Here is a 13,380-nt window from a genome sequence, read left to right on the forward strand (position 1 = left end):
CTTATACAAACGTACGTTCGAATAAGCAATCGTGGAGAACTGGGTTGAGTATCAGGGGCAAGGCGTATGTCGCGGGGATTGCGGAACATCCGGTGCGCAAGGCGACCGATCTTTCGATAATGCAGATCGTATCCGACCTCGTGACCTGGGCTCTCGACGATGCGGGTCTGGAACCGGAAATGGTGGACGGGTTCTTCTGCGATTCGGAAATGCCGGGCCTCGGCGTCCTTTCGGCGGCGGAGTATCTGGGCCTCAACAATCTTGTGCACATGGACAATACCGACCCGGGTGGATCGGCCTACCCGATGCACGTGTCCCACGCGGCGCAGGCCATTGCGACGGGCAAGTGCAAGGTGGCGGTAGCGGTGCTTGCCGGGCGCCCGCGCGCAGCCGGGAAGGGGGCCGATCCCGTACCCGACTTCGGCATCCCCGAACTGGCCTTCGAACACCCATATTCTTCCATGGTGCTCAACCAGTACGCGATGGTGGCCATGCGCCACATGCACGAATTCGGCCTCACCAGCGAACAACTGGCCTGGGTCAAGGTGGCCGCGTCCCATCATGCCCAGCATAACGAACATGCCATGCTGAGGGATCTGGTGACCGTGGAGGATGTAGTGAATTCGCCGATGATATCGGACCCGCTGCATCGGCTCGATTGCTGCGTCGTCAGCGATGGCGGCGGCGCTGTCGTAGTAGTCGCCCCTGAAATTGCGAAGACGCTGAAGCGCCCGCCAGTGGTCGTGCGCGGCGCGGGCGAAGCTGTGAAGCATCTCGACGGAGGTCGCGTCGATCTCACCTACAGCGCGGCCCGCAAATCCGGGCAGGTCGCGTTCGAGGAAGCGGGCGTGACCCCGGCGGACATCAAGTACGCATCGATCTACGACAGCTTCACCATCACCGTGGTGCAGCAGCTGGAGGATCTCGGCTTTTGCGAACCGGGGAAGGGCGGGGCCTTCGTGGCCGACGGCAACCTTATCGCCGGTGTCGGCAAGCTGCCGGTAAACACCGATGGGGGCGGGCTGTGCAGCAACCACCCGAACAACCGCGGTGGCATGACCAAGGTGCTGGAAGCCGTGCGGCAGTTGCGCGGCGAAGCCCATCCCAAGGTTCAGGTGCCGAACTGCGATCTTGCCGTGGCGCAGGCCATGGGTGGCTGGCTGGGAAGCCGGCACGCCAGCGGCACTCTTATACTCGAGCGGGAGTAAACCAGCATGACTACCGAACTACCCACGCTTCCCAATCCTGAAATCACGCCCAGCGTCGCCCATTTCTGGGAAGCCGCGGGGGAAGGAAAGCTGGATATCCGGCATTGCCGGTCCTGCAACGAACTGCATCACTATCCGCGCAGCTTTTGCCCGTTCTGCTACAGCGATGACCTCGACTGGCAGACTGTGTCAGGAAAAGGCACGGTCTACTCGTTCAGCGTGATGCGCCGTGCGCCCGTTCCGTTCGCAATCGCATACGTGACACTTGAGGAGGGGCCCACGATCCTGTCACACATCGTCAGGATCGATCTGGACGATATCGCGATCGGGCAAAAGGTGCAGGTCGCTTTCGCCGATACGCAGGATGACGGTCCCAAAGTGCCGGTATTCGAAGCTGCGTCCTAGCGCAGCTCCAGGCGTCCGTAGTCCAGCACGACGTCGCCTCTCTCGGCGATGGCGGTGCGGAAGGCGATCTGATCTTCGGCCAGTTTCCAGATGCTGGTTTCCAGCGTGTCGCCCATGAAAACAGGGGCGGTAAACCGTGCGGCTATGCTTGCCACCCGGCCTGGCTCATCGCCGCAAGCCTCGCCGATCACCTGCCGCAGCGCCATGCCATAGGTGCAAAGCCCGTGAAGAATTGGCCTGTCGAAGCCTGCGCGCGCGGCGAATTCGGGATCGACATGGAGCGGATTTTCATCGCCCGAAAGCCGGTAGATGTGGGCCTGGTTCAGCGGCACCATTACCCGTGCCACGCAATCCGGTTCGGTTTCCGGCAGCGCCGGTAGGGATAGTCCACCTTTAGACGGGCCCCCGAAGCCGCCGTCACCCCGGGCAAAAACGGTCGAGATAAGCGTGGCCAGCGGCAGGTCATGACCGTCCTCGAACAAGGTGGTCTCGACATAGAGGATCGCGCCTTTGTCCGGTCCCTTGTCCAGCGCCTCGATGATCCGGACTTCGGAACGGCCAGAAGCGCGAGGGGGGATCGGCCGGTGAAGGGTGATCCGTTGCTCCCCATGGACAATGCGTGTCACGTCGAGGCCTAGCTCGTCTATCCAACGGTCGTCCCAGGCGATGACTGTGGCCTGTGACGGCAGGACCTCGGGCTGGTCTCCCAGCAGGTAGGCAAGGTCCCTCTCGGAGCCATCTGCAGCGAGGGCGACTCCCAGGGCATAGAGCCGGGTGGCGGACAGGTCGTAGGAAAAGCGGCGGCCCGGAAGGTCGCCTGTCAGGGCTTTGGCGGTCAGAGGCATGCGGTATCCACCTCTTCCAGCAGGCGGTCTTCATCGCGTACGATATGCAGCCAATGGTCGACGCGACCCAGTTCGTAGCGGAAGAAATAGCGCATTGCCGCAAGTTTACCCCTGTAGAACTCCGCCGGATTGGAAGCGTCCGCGCCATCCAGCGCGCGTAGCGAAGCTCGGCCCTGGCGCAGCCACATCCAACCAACGCATATGTGCCCGAGCGCGTCCTGAAAGAAAGAGGCGTTTGCCGTTTGCTGCGACGGATCGCCGGAAAGGCCCTGGAGGACAGTCACGGTTTCATCGGCCATATCCAGCGACTGCGTCAGCGAAGCCGCGTGCGGTGCCAGTTGCTCGATCGCCGAACATTCCTCGATCTCTGCTACGATCTGAGCCTTCAGGGCCTGCCAGTAGGCACCCCCACGAGAGATCAGCTTGCGCGAAACGAGGTCGATAGCCTGGATGCCGTTGGTTCCTTCGTGGATCAGGTTCAAACGGTTGTCGCGATAGTATTGCTCGACCGGATAATCGATGGTGTAGCCGTAGCCGCCCAGAACCTGGATCGCCATCTTGTTCGCTTCCAGGCAGAATTCCGAAGGCCAGCTTTTCACGATGGGGGTCAGGATGGCGAGCAGGGCATTTGCCGTGTCGCGGTCTTCCTGACTCTTCGCCGTCTTCTCCTCGTCCACCAAGTAGGCAGCGTAGAGACACAGGGCCAGCGCGCCTTCGGTATAGGCCTTCTGCACGAGCAGCATCCTGCGCACGTCCGCATGCTCGCTGATGGGGATGGGCGAAGCTTCGGGATCCTTTCCGTCGACGGGGCGACCCTGCTTGCGCTCCTTGGCGTAGGCCAGGCTGTATAGGTATCCGGCATGGCCCAGCATGGTTGCCCCCGCGCCGACTGAAATGCGCGCCTCGTTCATCATCAGGAACATGGGGGCGAGGCCGCGATGTTCTTCCCCGACGAGATAGCCGATGCAATCGCCGTCCTCACCAAAGTTCAGGACGGTGTTGGTTGCGGCGCGATAGCCCATCTTGTGGTTCAGACCCACGCGGGCGATGTTGTTGCTCTCGCCCACGGATGCGTCCTCGTTCACGCGGAACTTCGGCACGACGAACAGCGAGATGCCCTTGGTGCCGGGCAGCGCGCCCTCGATGCGGGCAAGGACGAGGTGGATGATGTTTTCGCTGAGATCATGGTCTCCGCCTGAGATCCACATCTTGGTGCCGACAATACGATAGGTACCGTCATCGTTGGGGATCGCCTTGGTGCGAAGATCCGTCAGGCTGGATCCAGCCTCGGGCTCCGAAAGGCACATGGTGGCGAGGAAACGCCCTGCCAGCAGCGGCGCCATGAACAGCCGCTTCTGCTCTTCCGTTCCGTGTTCGCGCAGCACGTTGGCGGCCGAGACCGTCAGGAAATAGTAAATAGTTGCCCCGATGTTGCTGGCCTGGAACATCGAATAGCAACTTTGCAGCAGGCTCCACGGCATCTGCATGCCGCCTTCGTCCAGCGGCAGGTGGGCGGACATGAAACCGGCTTCCACGAAAGCATCGATGGCCTGGCCGATCTCCGGTATCAGCTTGACTTTGTCATCTTCCACCACTGGTTCATTGAGGTCCGACTTGCGGTACCCGGGAAGAAAGCTGTCGAGGGCCAGGGTTTCGGCCAGTTCAAGCGTGGCGCGCACGGTATCGCGGTCATACTCGGCAAATTGCTCCCGCTCGGCCAGTTCGAGGATATTCAAGACATCGAACAGCTGGAATTCCATTTCGGGTCGGCTGATCGGTGAGACCGAAGAATCGGCGGCCATTTCCACTCCTTCACAAAAGCAAATCGCGCAGTTGACAAGCGCGCCGAAAAACGTGTTATACAAACATACGTTCGTATGCAAGTAGAGGAGTGCCGAGTGGCCATATCGTTTGAAAATCGCGTTGCGCTGGTAACCGGTGCGGGAACCGGGCTCGGACGTTCCCATGCCCTGATGCTGGCGGGGCGAGGGGCGCAGGTCGTAGTCAACGATCCGGCTACAGACGCCGATGGCAATTCCGCCGCGCAAGCGGTGGTGGACGAGATCGTGTCTGCCGGCGGGCGTGCGATTGCCAACACGGGCAGCGTTGCAAGCAAGGAAGCGGCGCAGGAAATGGTGGACCTTGCCGTTTCCGAATTCGGCAAGATCGATATCCTGATCAACAACGCCGGCATCCTTCGCGATCGCAGCTTTGCGAAAAGCGACATGGATGATTTCGACCTGGTGATTGCCGTGCACCTGCTCGGCTCCGCCTATTGCAGCCGCGCTGCATTCCCGGTGATGAAAGAGAACAATTTCGGCCGCATCGTGATGACAACGTCCAACAGCGGACTTTACGGGAATTTTGGCCAGGCGAACTATTCGGCAGCGAAGGCCGGCCTGATCGGGCTGATGAACACGCTGGCGATCGAGGGCGCGAAGAACAACATCCTCGTCAATTCACTCGCGCCGATGGCCGCTACTGCGATGACGGAAGGGGGGATGCCGCAGGAACTGCTCGACCGGTTCCATCCCGAATACGCTTCGGCAGGCGCGCTTATGCTGGCGAGCGAGGAGTTCACCGAGACCGGGGTGATCCTGTCTGCTGCGGCGGGCCATTATGCGCGCGTCAGGGTAACGTCATCGCCCGGCTTCCAGTTCGCGGCGGATAGCGTCAGCCCGGACGAGGTGCTGGCAAAATGGGCGGACATTTCGGATGCATCGGGAACGATGGAATTCGCCAGTGCTGCCGAAGAAGTCGCCTATGTTGCTAAGCGGACCGTTCCCGGCGCTGCGCAATAGCGGGTATTGAAGCGGCCCCGGGCCGTGTTGTTGCAACGGAGAGGTTGCTGATGACTGCGAGAGAAATGCGACACGAACTGCTTTTTCAAGAGCGCATGGTGCGTTGCTTTGCCGACCGGCAGCAGAACCTGTGGTCGATGTTCGCAGATTCGGCGCAGCGCGATCCGGATGCACCCGCTCTTTTCTGGGATCGGGATGGCTCCCTCTCCTATAGCGAGCTTCAGGCGAAGGCTCTGCAGGTTGCGGGCGCACTGCTGGATGCCGGCATCGCGCCGGGTGACCGGCTGGCCACATGGATGGCGAACCGGCCGGAGTACCCCATCTTCTTCCTCGCCTGCTGGCGCGTGGGGGCAACCCTTGTGCCGCTCGACACCCGGCTGAGCGAGGCGGAGGGCAGGTTCATCCTCGAACATTCCGGCGCGCGGTTCCTCCTTGGCGAGAGCGAGCTGGCGGAAAAGTATCCGTCACCCGGCGCGCTGGCGGACCTGCGGCACGTGGTAATGGCGGAAGATCTGGAGAATTGGTCGAAGGGCAACCATGGCGACCTTCCCGATGTGCCGGGCGACGAAGAGGATCTCGCCGCTATCATCTACACCAGTGGTACGACCGGTCAGCCCAAGGGCGTCATGCTCGCTCACGTCAACCTGCTGCATTCTATCAGGCATTTCGAACTCGCATGGGGTCTTCCCAGAGGCAGCAAGACCCTGATCGCGATACCTGGCTGCAACGTGACCGGGCTTGTTACCGAATTCCTTACGTTCTTCTCGCTCGGTGGCTCGGTCGTGATGATACCGCCCTTCAGGGCTGCGACCTTTATCGAGGAGGCCGCCCGGCACCGCATCGACCATGCCTTCATGGTACCCGCGCAGTACAAGCTTTGCCTGATGAACGAAGCGTTCGAGAAGCACGATCTCAGTTCCTGGAAACTGGGTTCCTTCGGCGGTGCACCGATGCCGCTGGCCTTCATCCGGGAACTGCAGGCGAGGCTGCCCAGCCTGAAGCTGTCGAACGGCTATGGCGCGACGGAGACCGGTTCTCCGGCAGCATTGCTCAGCCCTGAACTGACCGAAAAGCACCCCGATGCAATCGGGAAGCCGGTGCCATGCGCCGATGTCGTGGTGATCGGCGAGGATGGGAAGGAGGTCCCTTGCGGAGAGGCGGGTGAGCTCTGGATCGCAGGGCCGATGGTCGCGCGCGGGTACTGGCGCAACCCAGAGACCACGAAGGAAGCCTTCATCGGCCGCTACTGGAAGTCCGGCGATATCGTCTCGATAGACGAGCACGACATTATCCGCCTGCACGACCGCAAGAAGGACGTGGTGAACCGCGGCGGCTACAAGATATACAGTTCGGAAGTCGAGGCGGTGCTGGTGCAGCACCCCGACGTGGCCGAGGCTGCCGTGGTCGGCAAACCGAACGATGTGCTTGGGGAAACGGCGCACGCTTTCATATGCCTGAAGCCCGGTGCGCCGGTTCCGCAGGATCCCGGCACCTTGGCACTGGACGAACTGGCGGATTACAAGCGACCTGAAAGCTGGACCATCGGACACGATCCTCTGCCTCGCAATTCGAACGGCAAGATCCTGAAAAAAGAACTTCGCGACCTGCTGCTGGGGCAGGGGTGATGGGCTGGTTCACGAAGGAATGGGCGGGCCGCAGCCGCCTTGCCATTGTCGCGGGCGTTGCATTCGGGGTCGTGCTGCTGGCGGCCGGATTGCTCATGGCGCCGTTCGCCTGGCAACTGGCGGCTCTGGGTGGTTCGATCTATTACATCCTGCTGGCGCTAGTCCTGCTGGCCGGCGGCATTCTTTATGCCACTGGCAGAAGGGCGGGGCCCTTGCTGCTTCTCGCGGCAGTGGTGCTGACGGTGCCGTGGGCGCTTTGGGAAGCGGGGTGGAATTTCTGGCCGCTGTTCGCCCGCCTGTTCGCATTGCTGGCCCTGCTGGCGGCTGGCGGCCTTGTCGCTTTCGGGTTCGCGGGGCGCGGAATCGCGATGGTCACCTTTGCCCTCGGACTGGTCGGTGCGCTGGCTTTTGCGGTGGGAATGTTCTCGCCAAAAGGCGTCATCGAAGGCGATAACGGCATGCAACTGGTCGCCAATGCCGATGGGCCGAACGACTGGCGCAGCTACGGCCAGGATACTTCCGGGTCGCGCTTTTCGGGCGCCAGCGACATTACCCCGCTCAACGTTGCAGACCTGGACGTTGCGTGGACCTATCGCACCGGGGACAACGGTATCGACGAGCTGCTTTCGGAAGATCAGAACACCCCGTTGCAGGTAGGCGGGGTGCTGTACGGCTGCACGCGCAACAACCGGGTCTTCGCGCTGGATGCGGAAACCGGCGAGGAAATCTGGAATTTCGATCCGGCGGTCACGCCGCCGCCGCTCTGGAGGCGCTGCCGCAGTCTGGGTTATCATGAAACCGCGCAAGTCAGTGAAACTGGCGAAGACGCGCAATGCGCTCGCCGCATCCTGCTTGCCACCATCGACAACCGCCTGATCGCGCTCGATGCCCGGACAGGCGAAGTCTGTACGAGTTTCGGCGAGGCGGGCGAGGTTGATCTGGCTCACCAGATGGGGCCGCTGAAAGCGGGCTACCTTATCCCTTCGTCCGGACCGTTCATTGCCGGGGATGTGGCCCTGATCGGTGCCTGGGTGTTCGACAACCAGGAAGTGGACCAGCCGTCGGGCGTCGTGCGCGCATACGATGTGGAGACCGGGGCGCTGGCATGGGCCTGGGATATGGGCGCGCCCGACCGGATCGGAGCGCCTGACGAGGGGGAGATCTACACGCTGGGCACGCCCAACATGTGGTCTGTGCCAAGCTACGATCCCGAACTCGGGTTGGTCTACCTGCCGATGGGCAACCAGACTCCGGATTTCTGGGGCGCCAATCGCACTTCTTACGCGGAAAAATATTCCGCGGCCGTCGTGGCGCTCGACGTGTCCGACGGCCGTCCGCAGTGGGAGTTCCGGACAGTGCTGCATGACGTGTGGGACTACGATGTCCCCGCGCAGCCGGTGCTGGTGGACCTTCCCGTGCCGGGCGGCGAGGTCGTGCCCGCGCTGGTGCAGGTGACCAAGGTGGGCGATATCTATGTGCTCGATCGCCGGACGGGAGAACCCATCACGCAGGTCGATTACCTGCCCGCTCCGCAAGGCGCGGTGGAGGGAGAAACTCTGTCACCGGTGCAGCCGCGCTCTGTCGGCATGCCGACGATCGGCAACGATGACCTGGCAGAGCGCGACATGTGGGGCGTGACGCCGCTCGACCAGCTCGCCTGCCGACTGGATTTCCGCCGGTCCCGTTACGAGGGTCTCTTCACGCCTGTAACTGACGAGCAATGGACGTTGCAGTTTCCCGGTTATTATGGCGGCATGAACTGGGGCAGTGCCTCAGTAAACACGGCCAACAACTATCTTATCGTCAACGACATCCGCCTGGGCATCAAGCTGCGCCTCGTGCCGCGTGACGAGGTGGACGAGGTCGTGCCCCGGCAGGGGGACCACGATGGCATCGGCCCGCAGATCGGAACGCCTTATGCCATCGACCGGCACTCATTCCTCTCCCCGCTGCAGATTCCGTGTCAGGAACCGCCCTTCGGCACCCTGACCGCCATCGACCTGGAGAGCCGGGAAATTGCCTGGCAACGCCCCATGGGCACCGTCAGGGATACCGGCCCGTTCGGCATCCCGACCGGGCTCGACATTCCTATCGGCATGCCGACCATCGGCGGCAGCGTGACGACGGCATCGGGCCTGGTTTTCTTTGCCGGCACGCAGGACAATTACCTGCGCGCGCTGGACGTCACGAACGGTGAAGAATTGTGGAAGGCGCGCCTGCCGGTCGGCTCGCAGGCCACCCCGATGACCTACAGGACGCAAGGCGGCCGGCAATTCGTGGTGATCTCCGCAGGCGGCGCTCGCCGGTCGGAGAACAAGGGCGACTACCTGATTGCCTATGCCCTGCCGGAAGGGGACAGCGGGGGCGAATAGGCGGTGGGCACCAGCAGGCGATTTTCCATGGTCGCGATCATCGGCCGGATAATGTCGAGGCATGCGACCCATTCCGGCGCGCGGGCAAGTTCCTGCCGCCGCCGCTGTCGCTCCTCGAACGAATCGTACCCCCACAGGTGGACGAGAGAGTGCAACTGGCCGACCTCAACCGTGAAGCCGCCGACCAGATTGCCGAGGATCCTGCGCTGCACGGGCAGACCGATCCGTTCGTACGGCTCGAGGTAGTCCGCAAGGGTGAACTTAGTCGACAGGGTGTAGGTGCGTTCTTCGAGGATCATCTGCATCTCCGGAATTGACGTTCGTCCGTTTTTATACGAACATACGTTTATATAAAGAGGAGTTTCAGATGACCAAGCAGGTAAGCGACGATGATCTTGCGCCCTATGTCCTGGAGACGGTCGAGGGCCGCGGCAGGATCGTCGTTGGCAACTCGCTCACATCCTTTGACCACGGCGATTGGCAGAACGATGTCCTGCTGGGCGCATCGTTTGCCGGAGAGCCGACGGGTGCCATCCCGCTGCGGCGCGGGGCGCGCGGCTGGATCGCGCACGAAGGCGGGCCGGGAAAGGACGCGGCCGGCAGTTCCGGCCTTCCGCTTTCGGACCGGTTCGGCGTGCCCGCTGCTGCTATCGCCACCATGGAAGCGCGCCTGTCGGACGGCGATTCGCTGCTGACCGGCACGGTTGCCCGCGCCAACGACGCGGCGCTGGCAATCGGGGTAACTCCCGGAATGACCGGGAAGGACGCGGCGCGGGTCATGCTGGAAAAAGGTCCCGACCAGGAACCGTGCGACCTGGGTGACCTCGTCAACGAAGACACCACCATCGTCCACACGGGCGACAACGGCGGCCGGATCTTTGCGTGCTGGTCGTTCTCGCGGGTGGAGAACACCACTCCTGATGACGTGTTCTGTGTTGCATCGCACGGCGCGCGGCTGATGGCGCTTTACGCGCTGCGGATCAAACCCAAGGGGCTGATCTGCAACGATGCAGGGTTCGGGCTCGACAACCTAGGAATCGAGGGCCTGCCGATGCTCGATGACGACGGCATAGCCGCGGCCACTGTCTCGACCGACAGCGCGCGTATCGGCGACCCCATGAGCACGTACCAGGACGGCGTGATTTCGGCAGTGAACGAGACGGCCAAGGGTCTTGGTGTCAGTGTCGGCATGGCAGCGAGCGACGCGGCCATGACGATGCTCGAAGCCTGAAACGAGGAGAGCACAGATATGGGACAGGATTACGGAGACGGCCTCGGGCCGCTGGATTCCCGCTACATCGATGTCGATTCGCTCGACTGGAAACCCACCCCGACCGAGGGGATCGACATGAAGGTCCTGATGTCGATGCCCGACACGGGCCTGCTGACCGCGCTTTTTCGCTGGCAGCCAGGTACCGTGCTGCCGCTTCACGAGCATGTCGAGGTCGAGCAGACCTATGTGCTCCAGGGCAGTATCGTCGATGACGAAGGAGAGGTTAAGGAAGGCGATTTCGTCTGGCGCCCCAAGGGCAACCGCCACCTCGCCCGCTCTCCGAACGGGGCCCTGGTGATCAGTTTCTTCCTCAAGCCGAACCGCTTCATCGGCGGGGATTTCGACGGCCAGGAACTCAAATGAGCGAGAGCCCGGTGGCGGGGATGTACGACGTAGTTGTTGCGGGATCGGGAGCCGGCGGGCTGGCCGCAGCCGTAACCGCTGCCCGCGCCGGTCTCGATGTTCTGGTCCTGGAAAAGGCAGACGTGGTGGGCGGAACCACCGCGCGTTCGGGCGGTGTCCTGTGGCTGCCGGGGAACCACCTGACGAAGGGCGACGATCCCGACACGGACCGCGCCCAGGCGCGCGAATACATTCGCGAATTGGCCGGGAACGGCTTTGACGCGGACCGGGTCGATGCCTTTCTGAACAATGCAGCCGACATGGCCCGTTTTTTCGAGGATGAGACCGAGGTTGCCTTCGCCCCGCAGCCGCAATTTCCCGACTATCATCCCGAAGTCGCCGGAGCATCCGAGGGTGGCCGGTCCGTGGTGGCCGCACCTTATGACGGCCGCGAACTGGGCGGTGAGCTCAAGCGGCTGCGTCCGCCGCTGCGCGAGATCACCTTTGTCGGCATGATGTTCAACGCCAGCCAGGAAGTGCAGCATTTCTTCCGCGCCACGCGATCCCTGAAAAGTGCGATCTATGTGGCAAAACGCCTGATGATCCACGGCTGGGAGCTTGCCCGCCATGGCCGAGCGATGCGTCTTACCAACGGCAATGCCCTGGCCGCGCGCCTGTTTGCAAGCGCCCTGCGCAACGGTGTCGAGGTGCGAACCGGCTGCGGGATATCCACTTTGATGATCCGCGAGGGCGAGGTTCGCGGCGTGGTGACCGAGGACGGCGAAACGATCGAGGCCCGGCGCGGCGTCGTGCTGGCGACCGGGGGCTTCCCCCGCGATCTTGCACGCCAGATGAAGCTGTTCCCGCACGTCCACGGATCCCACCGCCATTCATCGCCCGCTCCGGAAACCAACACCGGCGGCGGCCTTTGCGCGGCAGAAGAAGCCGGCGCCAGCGTCGAGACGCGCGTGGTCCAGCCGGCTGCCTGGATCCCCGTATCGCTGGTGCCCGACAAGAACGGACCTCCGGGCGTGTTTCCCCATCTCGTCGACCGGTACAAGCCCGGCCTTATCGCGGTGACGCCCGATGGCAGGCGGTTCGTCAACGAGGCGGATTCGTACCACGTGTTCGGCCAGGCCATGCTGCGCGAGTGCGAGAAGGATGGTGAAGTCTATGCATGGCTGCTTGCCGATAGCAGGGCCCTCAATCGCTATGGCCTTGGCATGGCCAAACCATTCCCGGTCCCGCACGGCCACCATCTTCGCTCCGGCTACCTGAAGAAAGCCGCCGGGCTGGAGGGACTGTCCCGCGAAATCGGCTGCGATCCGGACGTGCTGACCAACACGATCTACGAATACAATCTGGGCGCAAGGAACGGCGAGGATCGCCAGTTCGGGAAAGGCAGTACGCCGTACAACCGTTATCTGGGCGATTCCGGCCATTCCCCCAATCCGTGCGTCGCGCCGTTCGCGGATGCGCCGTTCTATGCAGTCAGGCTCGTCATGGGCGATCTTGGCACCTTTGCCGGCCTTCGCGCCGATGCGCACGCGCGCGTGCTGGGTGCCGACGGATCGCCGATCAGGGGCCTTTATGCAGCAGGCAACGATCTGGCGAGCGTGATGGGCGGGGCATACCCGGCAGGTGGCATCACGCTTGGCCCTGCCATGACCTTTGGCTATATTGCGGCGCATCACATGGCTGCGGAAGATAGTTCATAGTTCGCTCGCCTTTAATGCAAGCAACCTGACGGGCAAGGACGGGACGAGGTTATGACGGTAGCCAGGAAAAAGAAGACCCAGATATTCAAGAGCGCGGAAGGGTCGACCCGCGAGCGGGGGCGCGAGACGCGGCGCCTGTTGCGCGATGCCGCGGTCGAGCTGTTTGCGAAGCACGGTTTCCAGAATGTCAGCCTGCGCATGCTGGCGCAGCATGTCGGCATCCAGCCGGGGTCGATCTACAACCATATCTCCAACAAGCAGGATTTCCTCTACCTGCTGCTGCGCGCGGTGATGGAAGACCTGCAACATGCGGTCTACGGCTCGCTCGACAGCGATGCCTCGGCGGTCGAACAGTTCCGCGCGTTCGTGCGCACGCACGTGGTGTTCCATGCGTCGAACACCGAAGCTGTGTTCATCGGCAACATGGAACTGCGCAACCTGGAAGAGGAACAGCTGGCGGAGATAATCGACATGCGACGCGCCTATGAACTGAAGTTCCAGGCGCTGATCGCGGCTGCCGCGAAAGAGGCCGGGGCCGACATCGCGAGTCCCAGCTTCGTGGCGCGGGCAATCCTCACCATGCTCAATGGCGTGGCCGGCTGGTTTTCCACCAAAGGCCAGCTTTCTGCAGAGCAGGTGGCCGAACAATACGTTGATCTGACGGATAAAATGGTCGGCATTTCCGCCCGCTAACGCCCCTCGCACAATTTTTATACGAACGCTTGGAAGCCTATTGAACATCTGTTGTCTTACGCGTATAGACTAACGACCGTTCATATATAAACGGGTAT

General features: G+C 62.4%; 12 protein-coding genes. 9 read left to right on the forward strand and 3 right to left on the reverse strand.

Features of this window, described 5'->3' with window-relative positions; genetic code table 11:
• Positions 1-44 precede the first annotated feature (44 nt).
• Positions 45-1,208: a thiolase domain-containing protein gene (locus D2V07_RS08980; protein WP_119586625.1), complete on the forward strand. Its 1,164-nt coding sequence runs from the start codon at positions 45-47 to the stop codon at positions 1,206-1,208.
• 6 nt (positions 1,209-1,214) lie between these two features.
• Positions 1,215-1,613, forward strand: coding sequence for a Zn-ribbon domain-containing OB-fold protein (locus D2V07_RS08985; RefSeq protein ID WP_119586626.1), 399 nt, complete (start codon positions 1,215-1,217; stop codon positions 1,611-1,613).
• Here the strand turns inward: D2V07_RS08985 and D2V07_RS08990 are convergent.
• Positions 1,610-2,458 carry a MaoC/PaaZ C-terminal domain-containing protein gene (locus tag D2V07_RS08990; protein WP_119586627.1) on the reverse strand — a complete coding sequence of 283 codons (849 nt, stop codon included), beginning with the start codon at positions 2,456-2,458 and terminating at the stop codon, positions 1,610-1,612. The genes D2V07_RS08985 and D2V07_RS08990 overlap by 4 nt on opposite strands.
• On the reverse strand, positions 2,449-4,260 hold the full coding sequence (locus tag D2V07_RS08995) for an acyl-CoA dehydrogenase (protein WP_158586789.1): 1,812 nt from the start codon (positions 4,258-4,260) through the stop codon (positions 2,449-2,451). The genes D2V07_RS08990 and D2V07_RS08995 overlap by 10 nt, the downstream gene beginning before the upstream one ends.
• Positions 4,261-4,356: 96 nt before the next feature.
• Between D2V07_RS08995 and D2V07_RS09000 the strand changes: the two genes are divergently transcribed.
• Genes D2V07_RS09000 through D2V07_RS09010 form a run of 3 tightly spaced genes read left to right on the forward strand, consistent with a single transcriptional unit; the run spans position 4,357 to position 9,256 of the window.
• Complete coding sequence (locus D2V07_RS09000) at positions 4,357-5,259, forward strand: SDR family NAD(P)-dependent oxidoreductase (protein ID WP_199698758.1); 903 nt, start codon at positions 4,357-4,359, stop codon at positions 5,257-5,259.
• Between the two features lie 50 nt (positions 5,260-5,309).
• Complete coding sequence (locus D2V07_RS09005) at positions 5,310-6,884, forward strand: class I adenylate-forming enzyme family protein (RefSeq protein ID WP_119586629.1); 1,575 nt, start codon at positions 5,310-5,312, stop codon at positions 6,882-6,884.
• Positions 6,884-9,256, forward strand: coding sequence for a membrane-bound PQQ-dependent dehydrogenase, glucose/quinate/shikimate family (locus tag D2V07_RS09010; RefSeq protein WP_119586630.1), 2,373 nt, complete (start codon positions 6,884-6,886; stop codon positions 9,254-9,256). The genes D2V07_RS09005 and D2V07_RS09010 overlap by 1 nt, the downstream gene beginning before the upstream one ends.
• Here the strand turns inward: D2V07_RS09010 and D2V07_RS09015 are convergent.
• Complete coding sequence (locus D2V07_RS09015) at positions 9,220-9,555, reverse strand: NIPSNAP family protein (RefSeq protein ID WP_119586756.1); 336 nt, start codon at positions 9,553-9,555, stop codon at positions 9,220-9,222. The genes D2V07_RS09010 and D2V07_RS09015 overlap by 37 nt on opposite strands.
• A gap of 68 nt (positions 9,556-9,623) precedes the next feature.
• Here D2V07_RS09015 and D2V07_RS09020 point away from each other — a divergent pair, with 68 nt between their 5' ends.
• From D2V07_RS09020 to D2V07_RS09035, 4 genes are read left to right on the forward strand one after another with little or no spacing between them, the layout of a single operon-like run.
• Positions 9,624-10,487: a DUF1805 domain-containing protein gene (locus D2V07_RS09020; RefSeq protein WP_119586631.1), complete on the forward strand. Its 864-nt coding sequence runs from the start codon at positions 9,624-9,626 to the stop codon at positions 10,485-10,487.
• Between the two features lie 18 nt (positions 10,488-10,505).
• Positions 10,506-10,892, forward strand: a complete 387-nt coding sequence (locus D2V07_RS09025; RefSeq protein WP_119586632.1) for a cupin domain-containing protein — start codon at positions 10,506-10,508, stop codon at positions 10,890-10,892.
• Positions 10,889-12,589, forward strand: a complete 1,701-nt coding sequence (locus D2V07_RS09030) for an FAD-dependent oxidoreductase (protein WP_119586633.1) — start codon at positions 10,889-10,891, stop codon at positions 12,587-12,589. Before D2V07_RS09025 ends, D2V07_RS09030 begins: the two co-directional genes overlap by 4 nt.
• Positions 12,590-12,640: 51 nt before the next feature.
• Positions 12,641-13,282 (forward strand): TetR/AcrR family transcriptional regulator, encoded by a 642-nt coding sequence (locus D2V07_RS09035; RefSeq protein WP_119586634.1) that lies wholly within the window; start codon positions 12,641-12,643, stop codon positions 13,280-13,282.
• The last annotated feature ends 98 nt before the right edge of the window (positions 13,283-13,380 follow it).

The organism is Aurantiacibacter zhengii, assembly GCF_003584125.1.
Lineage (GTDB): Bacteria > Pseudomonadota > Alphaproteobacteria > Sphingomonadales > Sphingomonadaceae > Alteraurantiacibacter > Alteraurantiacibacter zhengii.

What these genes read in the sequence shown, in the direction of transcription:
- D2V07_RS08995 (WP_158586789.1), bottom strand. Translation starts at nt 4,260, where the DNA reads ATGGCCGCCGATTCTTCGGTCTCACCGATCAGCCGACCCGAAATGGAA.
- D2V07_RS09035 (WP_119586634.1), top strand. Translation starts at nt 12,641, where the DNA reads ATGACGGTAGCCAGGAAAAAGAAGACCCAGATATTCAAGAGCGCGGAA.
- D2V07_RS09010 (WP_119586630.1), top strand. Translation starts at nt 6,884, where the DNA reads ATGGGCTGGTTCACGAAGGAATGGGCGGGCCGCAGCCGCCTTGCCATT.
- D2V07_RS09005 (WP_119586629.1), top strand. Translation starts at nt 5,310, where the DNA reads ATGACTGCGAGAGAAATGCGACACGAACTGCTTTTTCAAGAGCGCATG.
- D2V07_RS09030 (WP_119586633.1), top strand. Translation starts at nt 10,889, where the DNA reads ATGAGCGAGAGCCCGGTGGCGGGGATGTACGACGTAGTTGTTGCGGGA.
- D2V07_RS09020 (WP_119586631.1), top strand. Translation starts at nt 9,624, where the DNA reads ATGACCAAGCAGGTAAGCGACGATGATCTTGCGCCCTATGTCCTGGAG.
- D2V07_RS09025 (WP_119586632.1), top strand. Translation starts at nt 10,506, where the DNA reads ATGGGACAGGATTACGGAGACGGCCTCGGGCCGCTGGATTCCCGCTAC.
- D2V07_RS08990 (WP_119586627.1), bottom strand. Translation starts at nt 2,458, where the DNA reads ATGCCTCTGACCGCCAAAGCCCTGACAGGCGACCTTCCGGGCCGCCGC.
- D2V07_RS09015 (WP_119586756.1), bottom strand. Translation starts at nt 9,555, where the DNA reads ATGATCCTCGAAGAACGCACCTACACCCTGTCGACTAAGTTCACCCTT.
- D2V07_RS08985 (WP_119586626.1), top strand. Translation starts at nt 1,215, where the DNA reads ATGACTACCGAACTACCCACGCTTCCCAATCCTGAAATCACGCCCAGC.